The following is a 26,121-nucleotide window of genomic DNA, read 5'->3' on the forward strand; positions in this document are numbered from 1 at the left end:
TTGTACCTTTGGACTATAGGACTGGTCTAGCTGATTTTCTCGCGGACATGAAAAAGCCGCGCACTGCGCGGCTTTTGATTTGGTGGGCCCACACGGACTCGAACCGTGGACCAAAGGATTATGAGTCCTCTGCTCTAACCAACTGAGCTATAGGCCCCCAGAAGGCCGGCGGATTATACCGATGCGTTTTCCGGAGCGCCAACCGAGTTCAGTGGAGTGAGGAATCGGTTGGCAAAGGCGTCGGCTGGCAACGGTGGGCTCAAGGCGTAGCCCTGGATCTGGTCGCAGCCTTCGGCTTCGAGGAAGTGTTCCTGGGCCTGGTGTTCCACGCCTTCGGCGATCACGGTGAGGTTCATGCTGCGGCCCAGGGCGATGATGGCGCGGGCGATGGCGGCGTCGTGCGGGTCGTCGGGCAGGCCGTGGACGAAGGAGCGGTCGATCTTGAGGATGTCCAGCGGTAGCTGCTTGAGGTAGCTCAGGGACGAATAGCCCGTGCCGAAGTCGTCGATGGCAAGTTGCACACCGAGGCCTTTCAGGCCGTGGAGGATGTCGAGGGCTTCTTCGGTCTGGTGCATGAGGAAGCTTTCGGTGATTTCCAGCTGCAGGCGCGAGGGCTGCAGGTGGTAGCGGGCGAGCAGGTCGCGGATGCGTTCGATGAGATGGGGCTGGCGCAGTTGCGCGCCGGCGAGGTTGACCGAGAGGGGGCCGAAGGCGGCGTGGCTGTCCTGCCAGCGGCTCATCTGCCGGCAGGCTTCGCGCAGGACCCAGTCGCCCAGCGGCAGGATCAGGCCGTTTTCCTCAGCCAGCGGGATGAAGCGGTCCGGGGATATCGCGCCGAATTGCGGATGTTTCCAGCGGATCAGGGCTTCGGCGCCGACCAGCAGGCCGCTGCCCAGCGCCAGTTTGGGTTGGTAGTAGAGCTGCAGTTGGTCGCTTTCCAGCGCGCGGCGCAGTTCGTGTTCCAGGGCCATGCGTTCGGTGGCCTGGAAGGTGAGTTCGCGGGTGTAGAACTCGACGCGGTTGCGGCCCTGGGCTTTGGCGCGGTACATGGCGGCGTCGGCGTTCTTGACCAGGGTGGCGACGTCGCTGCCGTCGCCGGGGTAGAGGCAGATGCCGATGCTGGCGCTGACGAAGAATTCCTGTTCGCCGGCGATGAATGCGCTTTCGAAGCAGTGCAGCAGCTTTTTCGCGACGTGTTCGGCGTCCACCGCCTGGTGCAGGCCGGGCAGCAGGATGATGAATTCGTCGCCGCCCTGTCGGGCCACGGTGTCGATGTCACGCAGCTGATCCCGCAGGCGATGGGCGATGGATTGCAGCAGCAGGTCGCCGACCGGGTGCCCGAGGCTGTCGTTGATGTGCTTGAAGCGGTCGAGGTCAAGGAAGAGCACGGCGCCCTGGTGGTGGTCTTCCTGGGCTTCCTTGAGCGCGGTGGTCAGGCGGCTTTCGAACAGCAGGCGGTTGGGCAGGCCGGTGAGCGGGTCGTGGTGGGCCTGGTAGTCGAGCTTCGCCTGGGCGTACTTGAGCGTGGAGATGTCGGCGAACACGCCGACGTAGTGCGACAGTTCGCCGTCGGTGTTGTGCACGGCGCTGATGGTCAGCCACTCCGGGTACAGCTCGTGGTTCTTGCGGCGGTTCCAGATTTCGCCCTGCCAGTGGCCTTCGGCATTGAGCTGGTGCCAGAGGGCTATGTAGAAGCTGCTGTCGTGCTGGCCTGAGGAGAGCAGGCGCGGCGAGTGGCCGAGCGCTTCGGCTTCGCTGTAGCCGGTGATTTCGCTGAAGGCGCGGTTGACGGCGATGATGCGTTGGCTGGCGTCGGTGATCATCACGCCTTCTGCGGTGCTTTCGAAGACGGTGGCGGCCAGTTGCAGCTTTTCCTGCATCTGTTGGCGTTCGGTGATGTCGCGGGCGATGGTCAGCAGGCAGTCGTCGCTGCCGATGGTGATGCGGTGGGCGGACAGTTCGCACAGGCGCAGGCTGCTGTCGCGGGTGCGGATCTGTACGGTGAAGTCCTGCACGCGTGAATCCTGGTCGATGAAGCTGAGCAGGCGCTCGCGGTCGGCCGGGTTGGCCCAGAGCCCGAGGCTCAAGGTGGAGCTCTGGGCCACTTCGGCGCGGTCGTACCCGGTGATGCGGGTGAAGCCTTCGTTGACCTCCACCAGCCGCCCGTCGCTGATGCGGGTGATGAGCATGCCGTCGGGGGAGGCGTGGAAGGCCTTGGCGAATTTTTCCTCGGAGACGCGCAGCTGTTCCTGGGTTTGCTTGACCTGGGTGATGTTGCGCACCACCACGACCAGGGCGGGAGTGGCGTCGAGGACGATGTGCTGGGCCGAGAGCAGCCCGGTGAAGCGTTTGCCATCCCGGCGATTGAGGGGGATCTCGATGTTGTCGAGGTTCTGCCCCTGCAGGCGGGCGAGCATCGTCGGCCCCATGCCGGGTTCGCCCCAGATGCCCAGTTCGGTGGAGGTCTTACCCAGTGCCTCGCTGGCGGCAATGCCGATCTGCTGTTCGAAGGTGCGGTTCACGGCCAGCAACCTTCCGTCGTCGCGGCGGGCGAGGACGATGATGTCCGGGCAGTGGTGGAACACCGAGGCGAACTTCTGCTCGGACAGGCGCAGTGCCTGTTCGGTCTGCTTGGCTTCAGTGATGTCGATCATCAGGCCGCGCAGGATCTGATCGTTGCCGTGCTGAATCAGTGTCACGATGTCGCGAATCCACACTACGCGACCATCGGCGGCGAGCATGCGGTAGTCGAAGCTGTGGTTGCGGCCCGCCTGGCTTTCGCTCATGCAGTAGGTAACAGCCTGCTCGGCGTCGTCCGGGTACAGGGTGCGCTGCCAGAAGCCGGGCTCCAGCCAGTCCTTGATCGGGTAGCCGAGCAGGCGTTGGGCGTGGGGGGAGACGTAGGTGAAGCGGTTTGCCGACAGGCGCATTTCCCAGGCGATGGCGGTCAGGCTCTCGACCAGGCCGCGATAGTGCTGCTCGCTGTCGCGCAGGGCCAGTTCGAGCTTTTCCCGCCGCTGCATTTCGCTGCGCAGGCGGCGGTTCATGGTGATCAGCACCAGGACGGTGAAGGCGATCAGCAGGAACACGGGGAGGGCGATGCCGAGCATTTCCCGCCAGATCGGCCGTTTATCGAGCAGGCCGCCCACCCAGGGCTCCTGCAGGGCTTCGATGTCTTCGGGTGTGAGCTCGGCGATAGCCTTGTCGATGATGCCGGCGAGGATGGCCTGGTCTTTCGGAACGGCCATCGCCAACTGGTAGCGGTAAGGCGTTTCGCCACTGATCTGCACCCCTTCGAGCTTGAGCTGGCGCAGGTTCCAGATGCTGGAAGCGAGATCGCCGACGAAGGCATCGACCTGTCCCGTGGCCAGGGCCTGCAGGCCGGCGGCGATGCTGGGCAGCGGTTGCAGGCTGATATCAGGGTGGTTGTTGACCAGCAGCTCATAGGGTGCGTAATGGGCGACCACACCGACCTTCAGCCCATAGAGGTCCGTGAGGTTGCGAGGTGTGGGGCCGTCGTCGCGCGCGAGGATGATGATCGGGAAATCGAGGTAGGGGCGGGTGAACGTCAGGTAGCCCACGCGCTCCGGCGTAGCCATGACGCCGGGGAGGATATTGATCTTCTCGTCGCGGGCCCATTGCAGGAGTTCGCCCCAGTTGGCCGGCTCCACCGGTTCCAGCTGGACGTTCAGGCGTTGGGCGATGAGGTTGGCGTAGCTGGCGGCGAGGCCCTGGTAGTGGCCGTCGCTGTCGCGGAATTCGAAGGGCGGCCAGGAGGTGTCGACGCCCAGGCGCAGGCTCGGGTGTTCCTGCAGCCAGCGCTGTTCCTCGGGTGTGAGGCTCAGGGCGAGCGCCTGCCCGGCCCAGAATGCGAGGCACCACAGTAGAACTGCCTGCAGACGCGGCATGGAGGGCCTCATTCCAGGGGGGGATTACGCCGAAGTGTAGACGTGGCACTTTGCCCAGTGGAAGGCCCCAAAGAAAAACCCCCGGTTTTCGGCCGGGGGTTCTTCATTACTCGTCGAGGAAGGAGCGCAGATGCTCGCTTCGCGACGGGTGGCGCAGCTTGCGCAGCGCCTTGGCTTCGATCTGGCGGATACGCTCACGGGTTACATCGAACTGCTTGCCGACTTCCTCGAGGGTGTGGTCGGTATTCATGTCGATGCCGAAGCGCATGCGCAGGACCTTGGCTTCGCGAGCGGTGAGGCCGGCGAGGACTTCGCGGGTGGCTTCCTTGAGGCTCTCGCTGGTCGCCACTTCGATCGGCGACTGCATGGTGGAGTCCTCGATGAAGTCGCCCAGGTGCGAATCTTCGTCGTCACCGATCGGCGTTTCCATGGAGATCGGTTCCTTGGCGATCTTCAGGACCTTGCGGATCTTGTCTTCCGGCATGTCCATGCGTTCGCCCAGCTCTTCCGGGGTCGGTTCACGGCCCATCTCCTGCAGCATCTGGCGGGAGATACGGTTGAGCTTGTTGATGGTCTCGATCATGTGCACCGGGATACGGATGGTGCGGGCCTGGTCGGCGATCGAACGGGTGATCGCCTGGCGAATCCACCAGGTGGCGTAGGTCGAGAACTTGTAGCCGCGACGGTATTCGAACTTGTCCACCGCCTTCATCAGGCCGATGTTGCCTTCCTGGATCAGGTCGAGGAATTGCAGGCCGCGGTTGGTGTACTTCTTGGCGATGGAGATCACCAGACGCAGGTTCGCCTCGACCATTTCCTTCTTGGCGCGGCGGGCTTTGGCCTCGCCGATGGACATGGCACGGTTGACGTCCTTGATCTCGGCAACGGTCAGCTGCGAGCTGGCCTCCAGGTCGACCAGCTTCTGCTGGTTGCGCAGGATGTCGTCTTTCAGACGCTCGATGGCCTCGGCGTACTTGGGCTTGCCCTTGAGTACGGTGTCGACCCAGGCGGTGTCGGTTTCGTGGCCGGGGAACTGGCGCAGGAAATCGGCACGCGGCATGCGGGCATCACGCACGCACAGCTGCATGATGGCGCGTTCCTGGCGACGGACGCTGTCCAGCGAATCACGGACCTTGGCGACCAGTACGTCGAACTGCTTGGGCACCAGCTTGATCGGCATGAACAGTTCGGCCAGGGCGAGCAGTTCCTCGCTGGCCTGCTTGCTGCCGCGGCCGTGCTTCTTCAGGGCCTTCTTGGCCTTGTCCAGCTGCTCGGAGACTGCACCGAAACGACGGGCGGCTTCTTCCGGGTCCGGACCGCCATCGCCTTCGTCGTCGTCGGAGCTTTCGCCGTCGCCTTCTTCGTCTTCTTCGTCGTCCTTGGCCTTGGCATCGGCGCTGTCGTCTTTCAGGTCGACAGGCTCGACTTCCTCGGCCGGCAGGCTGCCGTCATCGGGGTCGATGTAGCCGCTCAGGACGTCGGACAGGCGACCGCCTTCGGTGACCACGCGGTTGTATTCTTCGAGGATGCCGTCCACCGCGCCCGGGAACTGGGCGATGGCGCTCATCACTTCGCGGATGCCTTCCTCGATGCGCTTGGCGATTTCGATCTCGCCTTCGCGGGTCAGCAGTTCCACGGTACCCATTTCGCGCATGTACATGCGCACTGGGTCGGTCGTGCGGCCGACGTCGCTCTCCACCGCGGCCAGGGCGGCAGCGGCTTCTTCGGCGGCGGCTTCGTCGGTATCGGTCTCCGCCAGCAACAGGGCATCCGCATCCGGGGCTGTCTCGAATACGTTGATCCCCATGTCGTTGATCATGCGGATGATGTCTTCCACCTGTTCCGGATCGGAAATATCCTCCGGCAGGTGGTCGTTGACCTCTGCGTAAGTCAGGTAGCCCTGCTCACGACCACGGGTGATCAACTCTTTGAGACGAGATTGCTGTTGCGCTTTTCCGGACATAACACCCTATCCACTGAAGGTCTTGGCGGGCTGAAATTAAGCCGAGGATTATACCAGATTCGAGGCTTCAGGCGCCAGTTCAGCTCTGGGCGCCTGATGAAGAGGCGGTGCTGTAGTGCTCCCGCAATAACGCTTTCTCTTCGTCGGTCAGTTCACTGGGATTCTTTCGCAGCACGCTTTGCAGGCGGGCTTCGCGGCTGCTGAGCAGTTGGTTGTGTGCAAGTGTAGTAATGGTGTCGCGGAACTGCTTTTCAAGATTGTCCTGACCGATCAGCCATTCTTTCCCCGCCAGCACCTGTAGCAGGCGCCCTTGGGGCGTTCCGTGCCAGCGCGCGATGAGGTGCATCGAGCCCTGTTTCGGATTCTTCTGCAGTGCTTCGACCAATGCCGCGAGCAACTGCGAGTAAGTCTGTCCTTCGTTGGCGAAGTGGCTGGCATCCTCGACCTTCTGCGCCAGCTGCGGATGATGCAGCAGGGTCCGCAGGGCGGTCAGGGTCGGCGATTCGACGCTGATCTCGGTGCGCGGTTGGCGCGGCGTGAAGTCGCCTTTGCGGCCTTTGCCGTCCCACTTGCGATCGCCTTTCCAGGGCTTCTTGCCCGGCTTGCCGCCGCCATTGCCAGCGGGAAAATCCTTCGGCGCCTCGAAGTAGTTCGAAGCATCCTGGTAGTGGTTGTCGCCGTGGTCGGCGAACTGGCCCATGTCGTAGTCGGCGTACTCGTGGGCGTGCTGCTCCGGGCCGTGCGAGGGGGTGGTGGCGCCATGGCTGGCATGGCCGGAACGTGGCGTGCTGATCTGGTTGAGCGCGTCGCTCGATAGTCCGGTGATCTCGCCCAGGCGCTGGCGCATCAGCAGGCGCAGGGTGTTGCCGGGGATCTTCTCCAGCAGCGGCCCGGCCAGGGTTGCCAGGTGCGCCTTGCCTTCCAGCGTGCTGGGGTCGGCTTCCTGGGTGAGCTGCTGGAAGAAATAGTCGGCCAGCGGCTGGGCCTGGTGGGCGAGGCGGGCACGGAAGGCGTCGGGGCCTTCCGCGCGCACCAGGCTGTCCGGGTCTTCACCTTCGGGCAGGAACAGGAAGCGCACCTTGCGCCCGTCCTGCAGGTTGCTCAGCGCCGATTCCAGTGCGCGCCAGGCAGCGTTGCGGCCGGCCTGGTCTCCGTCGAAGCAGAACAGGATGTTCGGCACGATGCGGAACAGGCGCTTGATGTGTTCTTCGCTGGTGGCCGTGCCCAGGGTCGCCACCGCGTTGCGGATACCCTGCTGCGCCAGGGCGATGACGTCCATGTAGCCTTCGACCACCATGATCTCGTCGAGATCCCGGTTGTTCTTCCGTGCTTCGAACAGGCCGTAGAGTTCCTGGCCCTTGTGGAAGACCGGGGTTTCCGGCGAGTTCAGGTATTTGGGTTTGTCGTCGCCCAGCACCCGGCCGCCAAAGGCGATCACCCGGCCACGGCTGTCGCGGATGGGGAAGATCACCCGGTCGCGGAAGCGGTCGTAGCGCTTACCGCTGTCGGGGTTTTCCACCAGCAGACCTGCGTCGAGCATGGCCTTGAGCTGCAGGCTGTCGCCGCCTAGGTTCTTCAGCAGGTTGTCCCAGCCCGGCGGGGCGAAGCCCAGGCCGAAGTCGCGGGCGATCTCGCCGGTCAGGCCGCGGCCCTTGAGGTATTCCACGGCGGCCTTGCGTGCCGGGTGGCTTTTCAGTGCCTGGCGATAGAAGTCTGCGGCGGCGCTGAGCAGCGGGTAGAGCGGCGAATCGACCGGTTGGCGGGGCTTGTTGCCGCGTCGGCCTTCCTCGCGGGGCACGTCCATGCCGGCGCGCTTGGCCAAGTCCTCGACCGCCTGGACGAAGTCCAGCTGGTCGTGGTCCATGATGAAGCCGAGCGCGTTGCCGCCGGCGCCGCAGCCGAAGCAGTAGTAGAACTGCTTGTCGGGGCTGACGGTGAAGGAGGGGGTCTTCTCCTTGTGGAACGGGCAGCAGGCGCTGTAGTTCTTGCCGGTCTTCTTCAGCTGGATGCGCGAGCTCACCACATCGAGAATGTCGGTGCGGTTGAGCAGGTCATCGATGAAGGATTGTGGAATCAGGCCGGCCATAGACTCATCGGAACGCAGGGTGGACCCAAGCATAGCCGTGAGCGGCTAGTCGTGGGCTTGCAAAATAAGCATGGGCTGGAAAAGCAAAAAACTCCGAAGTTCGCGAAAGCGAATCGGAGTGATCGTGCCTTGTTTCAGGCACTCGCCCGGCGAGTGGGCCGGGCGATGCGGAAAGCGTGCGACGTAGCGCTGTAACTCAGTACAGGCGCTCGCGGCGGCGCTGCTCGCGCTGCACTTTCTTGGCGTGACGCTTAACAGCGGCAGCGGCCTTGCGCTTACGCTCGGCGGTCGGCTTTTCGTAGAACTCGCGGCTACGGACTTCGGCCAGTACGCCTGCTTTTTCGCAGGAGCGCTTGAAACGACGCAGGGCTACGTCGAAGGGTTCGTTCTCTTTAACTTTGACGGCGGGCATCCAGGTCGTACCTTCAATGATTACCGGGGGTTTATCGCGCTCCTGACAGTTGGTTCGGGAGTCGGCGGTTTTCAAGGGTTGCGGATATTAAACGTTCGGGCGAAGGAATGCAAAGCCTCCGATCGAAAAGCGCTGGTCCGAAGCCAAGCCGGCGATTATGATGCGCGGCTTCAATTTTGCCCAGAGTAAAGGCTCAAACCCATGCGAGTGCTGGGGTTGGAAACCTCCTGCGACGAAACCGGCGTCGCACTTTACGACAGCGAAAAAGGCTTGCTGGCCGACGCGCTGTTCAGCCAGATCGACCTGCACCGCGTGTACGGCGGGGTGGTCCCCGAGCTGGCTTCCCGTGACCACGTCAAGCGCATGCTGCCGCTGATCCGCCAGGTGCTGGACGAGTCCGGCTGCACGGCCGAAGACATCGACGCCATCGCCTACACCGCCGGTCCCGGCCTGGTCGGGGCGCTGCTGGTCGGCGCTTCCTGCGCCCAGGCCATGGCATTTGCCTGGGGCGTGCCGGCCGTCGGCGTGCACCATATGGAAGGCCATCTGCTGGCGCCGATGCTGGAAGAGCAGCCACCGCAGTTTCCGTTCGTCGCCTTGTTGGTCTCCGGCGGTCATACCCAGCTGGTTCGGGTCGATGGCATCGGTCGCTACCAGCTGCTTGGCGAGTCGGTGGACGACGCCGCCGGTGAAGCCTTCGACAAGACTGCGAAGCTGCTCGGCCTGGGTTATCCCGGTGGTCCGGAGATCGCTCGCCTGGCCGAGCGTGGCACCGCTGGTCGCTTCGTCTTCCCGCGGCCGATGACGGATCGCCCCGGCCTGGATTTCAGCTTCAGCGGCCTGAAGACCTTCGCCCTGAACACCTGGCAGCGTTGTGTGGCCGAAGGTGACGACAACGAGCAGACCCGCTGCGATATCGCCCTGGCGTTCCAGACTGCCGTGGTGGAGACCCTGACCATCAAGTGCCGCCGCGCGCTCAAGCAGACGCATCTGAAGAGTCTGGTGATCGCCGGTGGCGTCAGCGCCAACCAGGCACTGCGCCAGCATTTGGAGAAGATGCTCGGCGAGATGAAAGGCCAGGTGTTCTACGCCCGCCCGCGCTTCTGCACCGATAACGGCGCGATGATCGCCTATGCTGGCTGCCAGCGGCTGTTGGCCGGTCAGAAAGATGGTCCCTCGATCGGCGTGCAGGCGCGCTGGCCAATGGAGTCGCTGCCGGCTGTCTGAATAATGAAGCTGCAAACGACGCGGCACATGCTCTGAGCGGCATGGGCCGTTTTTTCGCTTGCAGCGCGGTTTGCCGGACAGGAAGCTGGTGGATCAGAAGTGACGTTCGCGTCCGGCGATGAGATCGCGCAGATTGCTGCGGTGACGCCAGACGATCAGGCCGGTGAGTACGGTCATCGGCAGGAGTGCCGAAGGTTCCTGCCAGGCCAGCAGCGGCAGGGTCAGTGGCGTGGCCACCAGGGATGCGAGCGAGCTGGTGCGCGAGAGCTTGAAGGTGACCAGCCAGGCGGCTGCCGCGAGCAGCGCAGCCGGCGGGTAGAGCGCCAGCAGCATGCCGGCGGCGGTGGCGACACCCTTGCCGCCACGGAAGTTGAAGTACAGAGGATAGAGGTGGCCGATCACGGCGGCCAGTCCGATCCAGGCCTGTTCCACATCGGTCAGGCCGATCAGTCGGGCGATGAGTACGGGGAGCAGCCCCTTGGCGAGGTCGCCGAGCAGGGTGAGGATGGCGATCTTCTTGCCGGCCAGGCGCAGCATGTTGGTGGCGCCGGGGTTGCCCGAGCCGCTGGCGCGCGGGTCGGCGGTGCCGAACAGGCGACTGAGGAGTACCGCGAAGGACAGTGATCCGAGCAGGTAGGCGAGGATCGCCAAGAACCAGAACATGGTTTCCACCGGAGACGAGGTCGTTTCCGATTCTAACGGGGCGCCGGCCGATTGTCGTGTCGCCTTGGAGCATGCAGTCAGTGGACAGAGTTTTCATCGAGGGGCTGGAAGTGGACACCGTGATTGGCGTCTACGACTGGGAACGGGGTATCCGGCAGTGCTTGCGCCTTGACCTGACGCTGGGCTGGGACAACCGCCCGGCGGCGGCCGACGACGACATCGCCAAGGCCCTGGACTACGCCGTGCTCTCCGAACGGGTCATGGCGTTCGCCCGTGATGCGCATTTCCAGCTGGTGGAAACCTTTGCCGAGCGCCTGGCTGCGTTGCTGATGGCGGAATTCGGCATCCAGTGGCTGCGCCTGAAAGTCACCAAGCCCGGCGCCGTCGCGGCGGCCATCGGCGTGGGTGTGGAGATCGAACGCGGATGCCGCTGACGACGGTATACCTGGGCCTGGGCAGCAATTTCGAGCGCGAGCGCCATCTACTCGCGGGGCTCGAGGCGCTGGATGGCTTCCTTGAGGATATCCGTTGCTCGCCAGTGTTCGAGAGCGAGCCGGTGGGTATTCGCAGCGGTCCCTTTTACAACTTCGTGATCGTGGCGCGCACCGAGCTGCCGCTGGCGGAGCTGAGCCTGCGGCTGAAGCATATCGAGGCGGACAACGGCCGCTATGCGCCGGAGCGCAAGGGCCTGCCGCTGGATATCGATGTGCTGCTGTATGGCGACCTGCATGGCGAGTTCGACGGTCTGACGCTGCCGCGCGCCGAGGTGCTGAAGAATGCCTTCGTACTCTGGCCGCTGGCGTTGCTGGCGCCGCAGTTGAAGCATCCGGGCGTGCAGCGTTCGTTTGCCGAGCTGTGGGCTGAGGCACGGATCGACCAGCGGCTCTGGCCGGTGCCGTTCCAGTGGCGCGGTGCGGAGCTGACCCCGGCGGCGCTGCTTGAGGCGCATCCGGCGGCTTGAACTGCCTGGCTCTTCGTAGGAGCGAGCTTGCTCGCGAACCGCATATCACCGGGCTTATCGGTGAGATTGTTCGCGAGCAGGCTCGCTCCTGCAGGGTTTCTCCGCCGATTCAGTTTGCGTAGTTTTCCTTGTAGGCCTTCAGGGCATTCAGACGCTCGCGCTTGAGCGCTTCGCCCAGTTCGGCACCCTTGTATCCCTTTTCCAGCAATGGCTGCACCGCGACCGCACGGGCGGCCTGTGCCGCACCGCGCAGGTAGTCCGCCTGCGGATATTCACGCTGTTCCAGCCCGTGGCGGCCACGGGCATCCATCTCGCTGGCCTGGAGGAATTCGTCGAAGCGCTGTGGGCGGCGGTAGACGTCGAACGCTTGCAGCAGCTCCAGGATCGTGTTCGGTCGTAGCTCCAGCGCGCGGTGGCAGTGGGTGTGGTACTCGCCGACCAGTCGCGCCAGTTCCTGGCATTCACGCGGCACCTTGAAGCGCGCGTTGATCGCATCGATCAGCGGCAGGCCGAGGTGTTCGTGGGCATGGTGTTTGGGCCAGTCCTCCTGGCGCGTCTCCCCCTTGCCGACGTCGTGTACCAGGCTGGCCCAGCGCACGCTGAGCGGCTGGTCGTGTTCGGCGCACTGGCGCAGGACGGCGAGTACGTGTTCCCCGGTATCCACTTCCGGGTGGTGTTCGGGGGGTTGCGGCACGCCGAACAGCGCATCGACTTCCGGCATCAGCACGGCGAGGGCGCCGCAGTCGCGCAGGACCTGGATGAATACGTCCGGGCGCGACTCCATCAAGGCGCGGGAAATTTCCTTCCAGCTGCGTTCGGCGGTCAGTGCTTCCAGTTCGCCGGATTCGGACAGCTCGCGCATCAGCGCCAGGGTTTCCGGCGCCACGGTAAAGTCCAGCGGCGCGTAGCGGGCGGCGAAGCGGGCGACGCGCAGCACGCGCAGCGGATCTTCGGCGAAGGCGGGAGAGACGTGGCGCAGCAGCCGGGCCTGGAGGTCCTTTTGGCCGCCGTAGGGGTCGACCACGTTGCCCTGGTCGTCCTCGGCCATGGCGTTGATGGTCAGGTCGCGGCGGATCAGGTCTTCTTCCAGGGTGACGTCGGGGCTGGCGTAGAAGGTGAAGCCGCCGTAGCCGCGCCCGCTTTTGCGCTCGGTGCGGGCGAGGGCGTATTCCTCGCCGGTCTTCGGGTGGAGGAATACCGGGAAGTCGGCGCCCACCGGGCGGTAGCCCTGGGCGAGCATCTCGTCGGCGCTGGCGCCGACCACCACCCAGTCGGTATCGCTGAAGGGTTGGCCGAGCAGGCGGTCGCGTACGGCGCCGCCCACCTTGTAGATCTGCATGAAGCTGTCTCCTGTTCTGGGGGATAGCTTCGGGGTTTGCGGCGAGTGGGGCAAGCTCGGTGGCTTCTGGGGATAGAGGCGGTTCGCGAGCAAGCTCGCTCCTCCAACAGCCGGGGTTTGCCCCGTTTGTAGGAGCGAGCTTCCTCGCGAACGGGTGTGACGCGTACCTAGGGCGTAGCGGCGGGCACCTGCTGGAGCAATGCGCCAATGGCGTCCTGCAGCAGGGCGGCGCTGGCGTGGGCGGGGCTGAGGCCGGTGCTGACGGTGCCTTCCCAGAGCGTCTGTTCCTGAGCATCGGTCAGGCGCAGGCGCAAGGTGCCGGTCTCATCGCGCAGGCGATGGATGGCGAGATAGGGCCCCAGCGGATTGGGCGGCGGGGTGTCAACCTTGAACTCCAGCGGCACGTCCTGCAGGGCCAGCCAGTAGTAGACGCGGATCTGCGGCGTGGCGCTTTCCCGGTAGCCGCGTTCGATCAGACCCTGGCGCACCTGGGCATTGATCAGCGGGTAGCGGTTGCGGTAGGGCAGGGCGTCGACGGCACTCTCCGGCGGCATCAGCTGGAAGTCGCGCAGGCTCGACAGGCGCGCGTCGGCCGGATGGGAGACCTGGGCCCGCGGCACCTGGTTGGTGCAGGTCGCGACGGCAAGGCAGAGCAGCAGGATGGCGAACAGGCGCATGGCGATCTCCACGGGGAGTCTCGCCATGCTGGAAGCGGCCCGATACACCGGTCAACCGATCAAATGGGTGGAATGATCAGGTCGAGCCGCGGGTATCCCTCCTCGCTGTCGCGTTCACCCTTTGGGGGCATGTGGAAGGTGTTGACCAGGTTGTCGCCCTGCAGGGTTTCCAGGTGGATGTCGAAGCCCCACAGGCGGTGCAGGTGCTTGAGCACGTCGTCGGTAGAGTCGCCCAGCGGTTTGCGGTCGTGCTGCTGGTGGCGCAGGGTCAGCGAGCGGTCGCCCCGGCGATCGACGTCCCAGATCTGGATGTTCGGCTCACGATTGCCGAGGTTGTACTGCGCTGCCAGGGTTTCGCGGATCTTGCGGTAGCCGTCGTCGTCGTGGATGGCATCGACCAGCAGGTCGTCCTTCTGGTCGTCGTCGAGGATGCTGAACAGCTTGAACTCGCGGATCACCTTGGGCGAGAGGAACTGCAGGACGAAGCTTTCGTCCTTGAAGCTCTTCATGGCGAATTTCAGGGTGGCCAGCCAGTCGCTGCCGGCGATGTCCGGGAACCAGCGCTTGTCCTCCTCGGTGGGGTTTTCGCAGATGCGGCGGATGTCGCGGTACATGGCGAAACCCAGGGCGTAGGGGTTGATGCCGCTGTAGTAGGGGCTGTCGAAACCGGGCTGGTAGACCACGCTGGTGTGGTACTGGAGGAACTCCATCATGAAACCGTCGCTGACCAGCCCCTCGTCGTAGAGGTCGTTGATCAGGGTGTAGTGCCAGAAGGTCGCCCAGCCCTCGTTCATCACCTGGGTCTGGCGCTGCGGGTAGAAGTATTGCGCGACCTTGCGCACGATGCGCACCACTTCGCGCTGCCAGGGCTCCAGCAGCGGTGCGTTCTTCTCGATGAAGTAGAGGATGTTCTCCTGCGGCTCGCTGGGGTAGCGGGCCAGGGATTGCTCCTTGTCCTTGCCGGTGGCCTTGGGAATAGTCCGCCAGAGGTCGTTGACCTGGCGCTGGATCTGCTCCTCGCGCTCCTTCTGGCGCTGCCGCTCTTCTTCGGCAGAGATCGGGTAGGGCCGCTTGTAGCGGTCCACGCCGTAGTTCATCAGGGCGTGGCAGGAGTCCAGCAGGTCTTCCACGGCATCGATGCCGTAACGTTCCTCGCACTTGTTGATGTAGGACTTGGCGAACACCAGGTAGTCGATGATCGACGTGGCGTCGGTCCAGGTGCGGAACAGGTAGTTGCCCTTGAAGAAGCTGTTGTGCCCGTAGCAGGCGTGGGCGATCACCAGCGCCTGCATGCACTGGGTGTTTTCTTCCATCAGGTAGGCGATGCACGGATCGGAGTTGATCACGATCTCGTAGGCGAGGCCCATCTGGCCGCGCTTGTAGTTCTTTTCCGTGCTGAGGAAGTGCTTGCCATAGGACCAGTGGTTGTAACCGATGGGCATGCCGACGGAGGCGTAGGCGTCCATCATCTGCTCGGCGGTGATCACCTCGATCTGGTTGGGGTAGGTGTCCAGCGCGTAACGTTCCGCGATACGGCTGATTTCGCGGTCGTATTGGCGGATCAGCTCGAAGGTCCACTCCGAGCCGGTGGCAATCGGCTGACGCTTGCTCATGCGACGAGCCTCCTCTGGAACAGCTCGCGGAACACCGGATAGATGTCCGAGGAGGAGACGATCTGCTGCTGGGCGAAGCTGTCTTCGAAGCTGTCGCGGATCTTCTCGTACTCGAACCACAGCGCCTGGTGCTCGCGCGGGGTGATCTCGACGTAGGTGTAGTACTGCACGAACGGCATGATCTGTTTCATCAGGATATCGCGGCAGACCGGAGAATCATCGTTCCAGTTGTCGCCATCCGAGGCTTGCGCGGCGTAGATGTTCCACTCGTTGGTGGGGTAGCGCTCGGCCATCACTTCCTGCATCAGCTTGAGTGCGCTGGAGACGATGGTGCCGCCGGTTTCGCGGGAGTAGAAGAATTCCTCTTCGTCCACTTCCCGGGCGCTGGTGTGGTGGCGGATGAACACCACTTCGATCTTCTCGTAGTTCCGCTTGAGGAACAGGTAGAGCAGGATGAAGAAGCGCTTGGCGATGTCCTTGGTGGCCTGGGTCATGGAGCCGGAGACGTCCATCAGGCAGAACATCACGGCCTTGGAAGTCGGGTTGGGCTGTTTGACCAGCAGGTTGTACTTGAGGTCGAAGGTATCGAGGAACGGCACCCGGTCGATGCGCGCACGCATGCCAGCGATCTTCTGCTCCAGTTCCTGGATGTCGCCCAGGTTGTCCGGCTCTTCGCGCTTGAGCCGGTCCAGTTCGGCCAGGGCCGCGCGCAGCTTGCTGCGGGTCGAGCCGGACAGGGCGATGCGCCGCGCGTGGGCCGAACGCAGGGTGCGCACGATGTTGATACGCGAGGGATTGCCCTCGTTGCTGATGCCGGCGCGCACGGTCTTGAAGGTGTCGCTACCGGTGAGATGACGCTTGACCAGGTTGGGCAGTTCCAGGTCCTCGAACATGAAGTCGAGGAATTCCTCCTGGGTGATCTGGAAGACGAAGTCGTCCATCCCATCGCCCTGGTTGCTGGCCTTGCCGCCACCGCGTCCGCCGCCGCCCTGGGGCCGCGGGATGTGTTCGCCGGAGGTGAATTCCTTGTTGCCGGGGTGGACGATCGTCTGCCGGCCGCCACGGCCATGGTGCAGCACCGGCTCGTCGATATCGCGGCCGGGAATACTGATCTGCTCGCCATGTTCCATATCGGTGATGGAACGACGGCTGACGGCCTCCTCCACGGCCTTCTTGATGTGCTCACGATAACGCCGCAGGAAGCGCTGGCGGTTCACCGTGCTCTTGTTCTTGCCGTTCAGACGCCGGTCGATGACGTAGCTCATGAATGCTCCTCAGGGCCTGCTGCGCGGCGGCGTGGAGCCGCCCCGGAGCAGGTCCGAATGCGACGGCGACCGGCGCGACGGAAACCGCCGCGCCGATGGCAGACTACTGCGACTTGCGAACCCGCAGATACCATTCCGACAGCAGGCGCACCTGCTTCTCGGTGTAGCCGCGCTCGACCATGCGTTTGACGAAGTCGTTGTGCTTCTGCTGATCCTCCTTGCTCGCCTTGGCGTTGAAGCTGATGACCGGCAGCAGGTCCTCGGTATTGGAGAACATCTTCTTCTCGATCACCACGCGCAGCTTCTCGTACGACAGCCAGCTGGGGTTCTTGCCGTTGTTGCCGGCCCGGGCGCGCAGCACGAAGTTGACGATTTCGTTGCGGAAATCCTTCGGGTTGCTGATGCCGGCGGGTTTCTCGATCTTCTCCAGTTCCTCGTTGAGGGCGGCGCGGTTGAGGATTTCGCCGGTTTCCGGGTCGCGGTATTCCTGGTCCTGGATCCAGAAGTCGGCGTAGAGCACGTAGCGGTCGAAGATGTTCTGACCGTACTCGCTGTAGGACTCCAGGTACGCGGTCTGGATTTCCTTGCCGATGAACTCGACGTAGCGCGGCGCCAGGTATTCCTTCAGGAAGCGCAGGTAGCGTTCGCGGGTTTCCGGCGGGAACTGTTCCTGTTCGATCTGCTGCTCCAGCACATAGAGCAGATGCACCGGGTTGGCCGCCACCTCATGCGGGTCGAAGTTGAAGACCTTCGACAGGATCTTGAAGGCGAAGCGGGTGGATAGCCCGGCCATGCCTTCGTCGACGCCTGCGGTATCGCGGTATTCCTGGATCGACTTGGCCTTGGGATCGGTGTCCTTGAGGTTTTCGCCGTCGTAGACGCGCATCTTCGAGTAGATGTTGGAGTTTTCCGGCTCTTTCAGGCGCGACAGCACGGAGAACTGCGAGAGCATCTTCAGGGTGTCCGGCGCGCAGTGGGCGTGCGCCAGAGAGCTGTTGACCAGCAGTTTGTCGTAGATCTTGATCTCGTCGGAGACGCGCAGGCAGTACGGCACCTTGACGATGTAGATCCGGTCGATGAAGGCCTCGTTGTTCTTGTTGTTGCGGAAGCTGTGCCACTCCGACTCGTTGGAGTGGGCGAGGATGATGCCGCTGTAGGGCAGGGAACCGAGGCCCTCGGTGCTGTTGTAGTTGCCTTCCTGGGTCGCGGTGAGCAAGGGGTGCAGGACCTTGATCGGCGCCTTGAACATCTCGACGAATTCCATCAGGCCCTGGTTGGCCCGGCACAGCGCGCCCGAGTAGCTGTAGGCGTCGGCGTCGTTCTGCGGGAATTCTTCCAGCTTGCGGATATCCACCTTGCCGACCAGTGCGGAGATGTCCTGGTTGTTCTCATCGCCCGGCTCGGTCTTGGCGATGGCGATCTGGTTGAGGATCGAGGGATGCAGCTTGACCACGCGGAACTGGCTGATGTCGCCGCCGAATTCGTTGAGGCGCTTGGTCGCCCAGGGCGACATCACCGAACGCAAGTAACGCCGGGGAATGCCGTAGTCCTCTTCGAGGATGGCGCCGTCTTCATCCGGGTTGAACAGCCCCAGGGGCGACTCGAACACAGGTGAGCCCTTGATGGCGTAGAAGGGCACGTGCTCCATCAGCTGCTTGAGCTTTTCGGCCAGGGACGACTTGCCGCCGCCGACCGGGCCGAGGAGGTAAAGGATCTGCTTCTTCTCTTCCAGCCCCTGGGCCGCATGGCGGAAGAAGGCGACGATCTGGTCGATGCACTCTTCCATGCCATGGAAGTCGGCAAAGGCTGGATAGCGGCGGATCACCTTGTTGGAGAAGATCCGCGACAGGCGCGAATCGACGGAGGTGTCCAGTAGCTCGGGCTCACCGATGGCCATCAGTATCCGTTCGGCAGCGGTGGCGTAGGCGGTCTTGTCCTGCTTGCAGAGATCCAGGTACTCCTGCAGGGAGTATTCCTCTTGGCGGGTCGCTTCGAAGCGTTCCTGGAAGTGACTGAAAATGCTCATGACGTCTCCTCGCTCGATGCATGGAGCCGGCGCGGGATCGGTCGTGTGCGGGTGCGGTCGGGCCGCCAGTGATGCCGGCGAGAATCCCCCAGAACTCCAACGGAACCTGGCCTCTGCCCTGATCCGCCCCAAATGGTCACTGCCGATTACCCGGAAGCCGGTGTGCCGGCTCTCCCTGTTTTGGATGGCCTGAGGGAAAGGATAGTTCGTTCTCAGACCTGTAAAGGGCGAAAGCGCGAGAAGTTACAGATTTTTTGAAGGGCTATTCCGACTCTTTCGTAGGGGCTTTCAGTCAGAACCGCCTGCGCTGGTATCCGCGGGATAGACGCTGCGCCACAGTTCGAAGCCGCCGTCGAGGCTGTAGACCTCGGAGAAGCCCTGCTGGACGAAATAGGCCGCCGCGCTCTGGCTGGAGTTGCCGTGGTAGCAGACCACGACCAGCGGTGCGTCCATGTCCGCCTCGCGGATGAAGTCGGCCACCGAGTAATTGTCGATGTGCCGCGAGCCGGTGATGTGGCCCATGGCGTAGCTCTGCGGGTCGCGGATGTCGACGACCTGGGCGCCGCCTTCGCGCAGTTGCTGGGCCAGGTCGGGGGCGATGCGCTTGAAGTCGCTCATGTGGGATACCTCGCAAGAGGCGGGGCGCCTGGCCCCGCTGGAATCAGGGGTGTTCGCGGGCGCAACTGCAGTGGATGCGCTCGAGGGTGTCGACGTTCAGCAGGGTCATGCTGCCGCCCCAGACGCAGCCGGTGTCCAGGGCGAATAGGCCGGGGGCATCGCACTGGCCTTCCAGTGCCGCCCAGTGGCCGAAGATGACCTTGCGTCCGGCGGCCTTGCGCTCGGCGTAGCTGAACCAGGGGGCGTAGCCGGGAGGGGCGGTGTCCAGGCCTTCCTTGGATTTCAGGTCGAGCTTGCCCTCGGGGGTGCAGAAACGCATGCGCGTGAAGTAGTTGGTGATCACTCGCAGGCGCTCGATGCCGTGCAGCTTCTTGTCCCACTTGGCTGGCTCGTTGCCGTACATGCCATCGAGGAACAGCGGCAGCTGCTCGTCGTCGCGCAGCACCGCCTCGACTTCGGCGGCGCGCTGCAGGGACTTCTCGATGGACCACTGCGGCGGAATGCCGGCGTGCACCAGGGTGAAGTCGCGCGCGTCGTCGTGATAGACCAGCCGCTGCTGGCGCAGCCACTCGATCAGCTCGGCGCAGTCCGGGGCCTCGATGATCTCGCGCAGGGTGTCGTTCTTCTTCAGGCGCTCGGTGTTGTAGGCCACGGCCACCAGGTGCAGGTCGTGGTTGCCCAGCACGCAGACCAGCGACTCGCGGATGGAGTAGAGGTAGCGCAGGGTTTCCAGCGAGGCCGGGCCACGGTTGACCAGGTCGCCGACCAGCCAGAGCTTGTCCTTGGCGGGGTCGAACTTCACCTGGTCGAGCAGGCACTTGAGCGGTTCCAGGCAACCCTGCAGGTCGCCGACGGCGTAGGTGGCCATCAGTGCAGGGCCCCCGGCACGGCCAGGCGGAACACCGGAATCTCGGCGTCGAAGTGATGGCCGTCGTCGGCGATCATCTGGTAGCTGCCGTGCATGCTGCCCACCTGGGTGGCGAGCACGGTGCCGCTGGTGTAGGTGTGGCTGGCGCCCGGCTCGATCAGCGGCTTCTCGCCGACCACGCCGGCGCCGCGCACTTCCTGCACATGGCCGTTGCCGTCGGTGATGACCCAGTGGCGGGTGAGCAGCTTGGCGGCCTGTTCGCCCTGGTTGTGAATAGTCACGGTGTAGGCGAACACGTAGCGTTGCTGTTCCGGCTGGGATTGCTCCGGCAGGTGGCGGGTGGTGACGCTGACGGTGACGTTGTAGCGCGGATCGCTCATGCGGAAGTGTCCTGCGCAGGGTGGTCGGCCAGGCGGTTGGCCAGGCGGACGAAGTCGGCCACGTCCAGTTGCTCAGGGCGCAGGGTCGGGTCTACGCCTGCGGCTTCGATCTCTTCCACGCTCATCAGGTTGCGCAGGGTGTTGCGCAAGGTCTTGCGCCGCTGGTTGAAGGCTTCGCGGACGATGCGTTCGAGCAGGCGGTGGTCCTTGGCCGGGTGCGGCAGTTCGGTATAGGGCACCAGGCGCACGATCGCCGATTCGACTTTCGGCGGCGGGTTGAAGGCGCCCGGGCCGACGGTGAACAGGTAATCCACGCGGCAGAAGTACTGCACCATGATCGACAGGCGGCCCCAGTCGCCGTTGCCAGGCTCGGCGGCCAGGCGCTCCACCACTTCCTTCTGCAGCATGAAGTGCATGTCCTGGATGATCGAAGCGTGATCCAGAAGGTGGAAGATCAGCGGCGTGGAGATGTTGTAGGGCAGGTTGCCGACCACGCGCAGCTTGTCCTCCGGGGAGGCGACGAGACTTGCGAAGTCGAACTTCATGGCGTCGCCCTGATGCAGGCTGAAGTTGGGCTTGAGGCCGAAGCGCCATTTCAGTTGCGGGATCAGGTCCAGGTCCAGCTCGATCACATCGAGTTTGGCGCCGCTGTCCACCAGGCCTTCGGTCAGGGCGCCCTGGCCCGGGCCGATTTCCAGCAGGTGCTGGCCTTCCTTGGCGGCGATGGCGCGCAGGATGCGGTGGATCACTCCGGCATCGTGCAGGAAGTTCTGGCCGAAGCGTTTGCGGGCGCGGTGTTGGAAGAGTTCGGACATCAAGGGCTCCGGAGGAGCAGCTGGGAGCGCGAGGCTGCGAGCTGGGGACGAAAAACCGTCAGTTTACCAGCCCCGCGCAGCCAGCACGAAACGCTGGCCGAACGGAAGGCGGGATTCAGCGCCGTACGGCGCCGCCTTCGGCCATCTGGTAGGCGGTTTCCAGAGCGACCTGCAGGCTGCCACTGTCGATCCGACCGGTGCCGGCGAGGTCCAGGGCGGTGCCGTGGTCCACTGAGGTGCGGATGATCGGCAGGCCCAGGGTGACGTTTACTGCCGCGCCGAAACCTTTGTACTTGAGCACTGGCAGGCCCTGGTCGTGGTACATGGCGAGCACCGCGTCGCAGTGCTCCAGGTGCTTGGGAGTGAATAGGGTGTCGGCCGGCAGTGGGCCGATCAGCTGCATGCCCTCAGTACGCAGGCGCTCCAGGGTCGGCTCGATGACGTCGATTTCCTCGTGGCCGAGGTGGCCGCCTTCGCCGGCGTGGGGGTTCAGGCCGCAGACCAGGATGCGCGGGTTGGCCAGGCCGAACTTGTCGCGCAGATCGGCGTGGAGGATACGGGTGACGCGCTCCAGGCGCTCCGGGGTGATGGCGTCGGCGATCTGCCGCAACGGCAGGTGGGTGGTCACCAGGGCCACGCGCAAGCCGCGGGTGGCGAGCATCATGACGACCTGGGCGGTGGAGGTCAGGTCGGCGAGGAATTCGGTGTGGCCGGAGAAGGCGATGCCTGCCTCGTTGATCACGCCCTTGTGCACCGGTGCGGTAATCATCCCGGCGAAGTGCCCATCCAGGCAGCCTTGGCCGGCGCGGGTCAGGGTTTCCAGTACGTAGGCGGCGTTAGCCTTGTCCAGCTTGCCCGGTTCGACGGGAGCGGCCAGCGGGGTGTCCCAGACATACAGGCTGCCGGCGGAGGACGGCGTGCTTGGCCAATGATCGGGGCCAACCTCCAGCAGGGTGATGTTCAGCCCCAGCAACTCGGCACGCTCGGCCAGCAGTTGGCGGCTGGCGACGGCGACCAGCGGGTGGGGCTGGGCCTCGCGGGCCAGCAGCAGGCAGAGGTCGGGGCCGATGCCGGCGGGCTCGCCGGGGGTCAGGGCAAAAAGCGCAGAAGTGCTCATCAGGTGATCTCGAATCAGGGCGTTGGAGCGGATGCGCCTACTCTACGACGAAGCTGGACGCGGATAAAAAGAAACCCGGCCATGGCCGGGTTTCTTCGGAGCGACGTGCACTGCTTACTGCTTGATCTCGACGTAGGCTTCGTCGCGGATCTGCCGTAGCCAGGCCTGCAGTTCTTCGTCGTATTTGCGTGCGCGAAGGGTCTGGGCAGCCTGCTGTTCGCGGAACTTGTCGCTGCTGTCGGTAGCGCGGCGGCCGAGGACTTCCAGCACGTGCCAGCCGAACGGCGAGCGGAACGGCTTGGTGACCTGGCCCTGCGGCGCGTTGTTCATCACCTCGCGGAATTCCGGTACCAGGGACTCCGGGTCGACCCAGTTGAGGTCGCCGCCGTTGAGCTTGGAGCCCGGGTCTTCGGAGTATTTCTTCGCCAGTTCGGCGAAGCTCTCGCCAGCCTGGATGCGCTCGTAGAGCTTCTCGGCCAGGCGTTGGGTCTCTTCGTCGCTGCGGATTTCGCTGGGCTTGAGCAGGATGTGGCGGACGTGTACTTCGTCACGCAGCATCTTGCTGCCGCCGCGCTTCTCTTCCAGCTTGAGGATGATGTAGCCGCCCGGGGTGCGCACCGGCTCGGTCACGTCACCGACGGCCAGGCTACCGACCATGCTGTCGAACGGGGAGGGCAGCTGGGCAGCCTTGCGCCAGCCGATCTCGCCGCCTTCCAGGGCGTTATCGCCGGCCGAGCGGGACACCGCCAGTTGGCTGAAGTCCGCGCCCTGCTTGAGTTGCTGGTACAGCTCGGCGGCCTGGCGGCCAGCGGCCTGTACGGTTTCCGGCGAGGCGCCGTCGGGTACCGGGATCAGGATGTTGGCCAGGCGGTACTCTTCGGAGAGCTGGATCTTGCCCATGTCGGAGGCGAGGAAGTTCTGCACTTCCTGCTCGCTGACCTGGATGCGCTCGGCCACGCGGCGCTGACGCACGCGGCTGATGACCATCTCGCGGCGCACCTGCTCGCGGGCGTCGTCATAGGACAGGCCGTCACGGGCGAGGGCGGCGCGGAACTGATCCAGGCTCATGTTGTTGCGCTGGGCAATGGTGCCCATGGCCTGGTTCAGCTCCTCATCGGTGATGCGGATGCCGGAACGGTCGCCAATCTGCAGCTGGATGTTCTCGATGATCAGGCGCTCGAGCACCTGCTGGGTCAGAACATGTTCTGGTGGCAGCGGCGCGCCACGCTTCTGGATGGTTGCACGGACTTCGCGCAGGCGTTGGTCCAACTGGCTCTGCATCACCACGTCGTTATCGACGATGGCGACTACATGGTCCAGCGGAACCACTTCGGCGTGCACGACGGAACTTGCCAACAGCGCGCCCAGCATCAGCGGGCGCAGGGCCTTACATAGCATTGTCTTCACGTTGACGATAACCCTGGATACCTTGGTCGAGGAAGCCTTCCACCTGGTTGCCAACCACGCCGCCAAGGCCTTTCAAGATGATTTGCAGGAATACACCGTGGTCGGCCTTGGACGTCGAGGTCACGTAATCCTCGTCGTCGTAGTCGACCCAGTAGCGATTGATCAGGCGCAGCTTCCAGCAGCAGCTGTCGTACTCGAAGCCACCGAAGGCTTCCAGCGTGCGGCTCTGGTTGTAGTCGAACTGCCAGCGGCCGATGGCGGCCCACTGAGGCACGACCGGCCACATGAACGAGAAGTCGTGCTGGTTGATCTTGTACTGGTCGCTGTTGTATTCGAACTTCCCGGTATTGGGATCGAATCGCTTGGTATCCGAGCGATAGCGGTAGCCGGCGTTCAGTACCTTGCGTGGATCGGCTTCGGGCTGGTAGTGGAACATCAGGTTACCGTTGTCGGTATGGTGCCTGTCCGCATTCCAGTTGAAGTCCGAGCTTGCATACCAGTCATGGTTGAAGCGATAGATGCCAGTCAGGGCGTACGGCGAGCGCCAGGTATCGGCGTCCGGGTTGCTTGCGCCACTGACTGCCAGGTCGTTCTCGGTCAGGCCGGGCAGTTGTACGCGGCGATCGCTGAAGTAGTAGATCTGGCCGGCGGCAATATAGGCGCGCTCGAATCCGTCGTCCTCGATGAAGCGCGAGCCCAGGCCGAGGGACAGCTGGTTGGCGTCGCCGATGCGGTCCTTGCCGGTGAAGCGGTTTTCACGCCACAGCGAATCGTAGCTGAAGGTGAATTCGCCGGTGTCGAAGGTCGGCAGGTTGTCCTGGTTCTTGTACGGCACGTACAGGTACATCGCGCGCGGTTCCAGGGTCTGGCGGAACTTGGTGCTACCAAAGGTGGTGTCGCGGTCGAAGTACAGGCCGGAGTCCAGCTTGGCCAGCGTCAGCGAGCGGTCAGGGCTGCTGTCGTAGTTCAGCCAGGGCTGGTTCTGGGTGATGTATTGCTGACCCTTGCCATCCAGGTCCAGGTCATACTTGGTATAGAGCCCCTTGACGGTAGGGGTCATGAAGCCCCAACTGCGGTTCATCGGCAGGCTGATACCCGGCTCGGCGTGGAAACGATCGCCGGTCGCGCGTGCAAGGCCCTGGATGTTGGTGTCCGGACGCGGTACCTGGAATGTCGGATTGTCTTCGTCGGGAACGTAGAGGCCTTCATCCAGGTCGCGGTCGAAGCGGACCAGCTCTGTGCCGTAAGTGAATTTCAGGCCGCCCGGATTGAACGGCAGCGTACCGTCCAGGGTGAGCTGCGGCAGGCGATCATACGGCGTCACGTCGGTCACGGTCGCCAACTGATAGGCCTGGGCATTCAGGCGCGCGGTGTAGCTGTCGCCGCGGTAGGTCAGCGAGCCCTGCTGGTTCACATAGGTCGGCGAGCCGATGCCCAGCGAGGTGTCCAGGTCCTGGAAGTAGTACGGGTCGCTGATGCGGGTGTAGTCCACCTGCGCCAGCAGACGCGAATCCAGGCCGCTGACGTTCTTCCAGCCATACAGCCAACGGGTGTCGGTGTATTGCGGGAAGTCCTTGCGGTCATCGTTCTTGTCGTTCAGGTAGGCCGCGTTGAACTGGCCTTCACTGGTGTGGGTCAGGTAGCGGAACTCGCCTTCCATCAGCAGGCCACGCTTGACCATGTAACGCGGGTACAACGTGGCGTCGTAGTTCGGCGCCAGGTTGAAGTAGTACGGCGTGGTCAGGGTGAAACCGGTATCGGTCGAGGTGGCGAACGACGGCGGCAGGAAACCGGACTGGCGACGGTTGTCGATCGGGAAATAGATGTACGGGGTGTAGAACACTGGAATGTCCTTCACCCGCAAGGTCGCGTTGGTCGCGGTGCCGAAACCGGTGGCCGGGTTCAGCTTGATATTGTTGCCCTTGAGGACCCAGGCGTTGCTATTGGGTTCGCAGCGGGTGTAGGTACCGTCCTTGAGCTGGATGATCGCGTCTTCCTGGCGCTTGGCGTACAGCGCGCTGCCGCGTACCTGGGCCTGGTGCATGACGTATTCGGCGTTGTCGATCTTCGCAGCGCCGTTGTCCAGTTGCAGCTCGGCGTGGTCGCCGACGATCAGCGCGCCGTTGTCGCGCAGCTTGACGTTGCCGACCAGTTCGCCGCGGTTCTCGGCCTGGTGCAGGTTGGCTTCGTCCGCCTCGACCTGCATGCTGCCCTGGCGCAGGACCACGTTACCCGCGAGGGTGGCGATCTGCTTTTCCTGCTCGTAGCGCGACACTTTGGCCGAGACGTAGGTTGGCGCCTCGTCGTTCGGCGTCTTGTCGTTCATGCCTGGACGCACCGGCTCGACGTATTCGCCGCTGCAGTACGGGCCCATCTCTGCCAACTGGGCGGCGGTCAGCTTCTCACGCGGAACCCAGTCGAGGTGGCTGTAGTCGGTGCTGCGCGACTTCAGGCCACGGCCGCCGGACTGGGTAACCAGTTGCTTGGGCTCTTCAGCGCTGGAGGTCGAGCCGCCGGCCGCCTCGCCGCTGGCGGCGGTGCTGGCGCCCGCACTCACGGCAGTGGCACTGTGTTGCGGACGCGGAATGCTGGTTGCGCTCTCCTGCGGTGCACAATTCCAGGCACCGGAGGCAGAGGGTTGGCAGGCGAACTGCTGACCGGGTGCCGCGGTCACAGAGGCGAGCGGCTGAATAGCCAGCAGGCCACCGGTCACCAGTAAGGGGAATTTTCTACGGAACACGGGGAAATTCACTGCCATCTTGTTAATCCGGGCTTC

At 63.9% G+C, this 26,121-nt stretch carries 20 protein-coding genes and 1 tRNA gene; 3 read left to right on the forward strand and 18 right to left on the reverse strand.

The annotated features are described in order from the left end of the window. Positions 1 to 80: 80 nt before the first annotated feature. The 5 genes from O6P39_RS02535 to rpsU form a co-directional block, all read right to left on the reverse strand. Positions 81 to 157, reverse strand: a tRNA-Ile gene (locus tag O6P39_RS02535). A 16-nt stretch (positions 158 to 173) separates the two neighbouring features. Then, positions 174 to 3,908, reverse strand: a complete 3,735-nt coding sequence (locus tag O6P39_RS02540; protein WP_275609913.1) for an EAL domain-containing protein — start codon at positions 3,906 to 3,908, stop codon at positions 174 to 176. Between the two features lie 106 nt (positions 3,909 to 4,014). Beyond that, positions 4,015 to 5,871, reverse strand: coding sequence for an RNA polymerase sigma factor RpoD (gene rpoD / locus O6P39_RS02545; RefSeq protein ID WP_275609914.1), 1,857 nt, complete (start codon positions 5,869 to 5,871; stop codon positions 4,015 to 4,017). A gap of 79 nt (positions 5,872 to 5,950) precedes the next feature. Beyond that, entirely contained in the window at positions 5,951 to 7,957 is a 2,007-nt protein-coding gene (gene dnaG, locus O6P39_RS02550) for a DNA primase (RefSeq protein WP_275609915.1), read from the reverse strand. 196 nt (positions 7,958 to 8,153) lie between these two features. Next, positions 8,154 to 8,369, reverse strand: coding sequence for a 30S ribosomal protein S21 (rpsU, locus tag O6P39_RS02555; RefSeq protein ID WP_003085057.1), 216 nt, complete (start codon positions 8,367 to 8,369; stop codon positions 8,154 to 8,156). A gap of 201 nt (positions 8,370 to 8,570) precedes the next feature. Here rpsU and tsaD point away from each other — a divergent pair, with 201 nt between their 5' ends. Next, a complete protein-coding gene (gene tsaD, locus O6P39_RS02560) occupies positions 8,571 to 9,596 on the forward strand; it encodes a tRNA (adenosine(37)-N6)-threonylcarbamoyltransferase complex transferase subunit TsaD (RefSeq protein WP_275609916.1) in 1,026 nt (341 codons plus the stop codon). Between the two features lie 93 nt (positions 9,597 to 9,689). Here the strand turns inward: tsaD and plsY are convergent, their stop codons facing one another. Further along, positions 9,690 to 10,259 (reverse strand): glycerol-3-phosphate 1-O-acyltransferase PlsY, encoded by a 570-nt coding sequence (plsY, locus tag O6P39_RS02565; protein WP_275609917.1) that lies wholly within the window; start codon positions 10,257 to 10,259, stop codon positions 9,690 to 9,692. A gap of 80 nt (positions 10,260 to 10,339) precedes the next feature. Here plsY and folB point away from each other — a divergent pair, with 80 nt between their 5' ends. After that, a complete protein-coding gene (gene folB / locus O6P39_RS02570; protein ID WP_138525588.1) occupies positions 10,340 to 10,693 on the forward strand; it encodes a dihydroneopterin aldolase in 354 nt (117 codons plus the stop codon). Beyond that, positions 10,684 to 11,220 carry a 2-amino-4-hydroxy-6-hydroxymethyldihydropteridine diphosphokinase gene (folK, locus tag O6P39_RS02575; protein WP_275609918.1) on the forward strand — a complete coding sequence of 179 codons (537 nt, stop codon included), beginning with the start codon at positions 10,684 to 10,686 and terminating at the stop codon, positions 11,218 to 11,220. The genes folB and folK overlap by 10 nt, the downstream gene beginning before the upstream one ends. 109 nt (positions 11,221 to 11,329) lie before the next feature. On the opposite strand, the gene O6P39_RS02580 is transcribed toward folK, so the two are convergent. The 12 genes from O6P39_RS02580 to O6P39_RS02635 form a co-directional block, all read right to left on the reverse strand. Further along, complete coding sequence (locus O6P39_RS02580; protein WP_275609919.1) at positions 11,330 to 12,559, reverse strand: multifunctional CCA addition/repair protein; 1,230 nt, start codon at positions 12,557 to 12,559, stop codon at positions 11,330 to 11,332. A 167-nt stretch (positions 12,560 to 12,726) separates the two neighbouring features. After that, a complete protein-coding gene (locus tag O6P39_RS02585; RefSeq protein ID WP_275611870.1) occupies positions 12,727 to 13,236 on the reverse strand; it encodes a DUF4136 domain-containing protein in 510 nt (169 codons plus the stop codon). 59 nt (positions 13,237 to 13,295) lie between these two features. Beyond that, positions 13,296 to 14,849: a SpoVR family protein gene (locus O6P39_RS02590; protein ID WP_275609920.1), complete on the reverse strand. Its 1,554-nt coding sequence runs from the start codon at positions 14,847 to 14,849 to the stop codon at positions 13,296 to 13,298. Further along, positions 14,846 to 16,114, reverse strand: a complete 1,269-nt coding sequence (locus tag O6P39_RS02595; protein ID WP_275609921.1) for a YeaH/YhbH family protein — start codon at positions 16,112 to 16,114, stop codon at positions 14,846 to 14,848. Before O6P39_RS02595 ends, O6P39_RS02590 begins: the two co-directional genes overlap by 4 nt. 103 nt (positions 16,115 to 16,217) lie before the next feature. After that, positions 16,218 to 18,140, reverse strand: a complete 1,923-nt coding sequence (locus tag O6P39_RS02600) for a PrkA family serine protein kinase (protein WP_015475261.1) — start codon at positions 18,138 to 18,140, stop codon at positions 16,218 to 16,220. 288 nt (positions 18,141 to 18,428) lie between these two features. Next, entirely contained in the window at positions 18,429 to 18,758 is a 330-nt protein-coding gene (glpE, locus tag O6P39_RS02605; protein WP_152219810.1) for a thiosulfate sulfurtransferase GlpE, read from the reverse strand. Positions 18,759 to 18,801: 43 nt separating this feature from the next. Continuing rightward, positions 18,802 to 19,626 carry a symmetrical bis(5'-nucleosyl)-tetraphosphatase gene (locus tag O6P39_RS02610; protein ID WP_275609922.1) on the reverse strand — a complete coding sequence of 275 codons (825 nt, stop codon included), beginning with the start codon at positions 19,624 to 19,626 and terminating at the stop codon, positions 18,802 to 18,804. After that, on the reverse strand, positions 19,626 to 20,006 hold the full coding sequence (gene apaG / locus O6P39_RS02615; protein ID WP_152219814.1) for a Co2+/Mg2+ efflux protein ApaG: 381 nt from the start codon (positions 20,004 to 20,006) through the stop codon (positions 19,626 to 19,628). The genes O6P39_RS02610 and apaG overlap by 1 nt, the downstream gene beginning before the upstream one ends. Beyond that, positions 20,003 to 20,821, reverse strand: coding sequence for a 16S rRNA (adenine(1518)-N(6)/adenine(1519)-N(6))-dimethyltransferase RsmA (rsmA, locus tag O6P39_RS02620; protein ID WP_275609923.1), 819 nt, complete (start codon positions 20,819 to 20,821; stop codon positions 20,003 to 20,005). The genes apaG and rsmA overlap by 4 nt, the downstream gene beginning before the upstream one ends. 115 nt (positions 20,822 to 20,936) lie before the next feature. Next, a complete protein-coding gene (pdxA, locus tag O6P39_RS02625) occupies positions 20,937 to 21,938 on the reverse strand; it encodes a 4-hydroxythreonine-4-phosphate dehydrogenase PdxA (protein ID WP_275609924.1) in 1,002 nt (333 codons plus the stop codon). Between the two features lie 114 nt (positions 21,939 to 22,052). Then, positions 22,053 to 23,345, reverse strand: a complete 1,293-nt coding sequence (locus O6P39_RS02630) for a peptidylprolyl isomerase (RefSeq protein WP_275609925.1) — start codon at positions 23,343 to 23,345, stop codon at positions 22,053 to 22,055. Then, positions 23,326 to 26,103, reverse strand: coding sequence for an LPS-assembly protein LptD (locus O6P39_RS02635; protein ID WP_275609926.1), 2,778 nt, complete (start codon positions 26,101 to 26,103; stop codon positions 23,326 to 23,328). Before O6P39_RS02635 ends, O6P39_RS02630 begins: the two co-directional genes overlap by 20 nt. Between the last annotated feature and the right edge of the window lie 18 nt (positions 26,104 to 26,121).

The sequence above is a fragment of the Pseudomonas sp. PSE14 genome, assembly GCF_029203285.1.
GTDB lineage: Bacteria > Pseudomonadota > Gammaproteobacteria > Pseudomonadales > Pseudomonadaceae > Pseudomonas.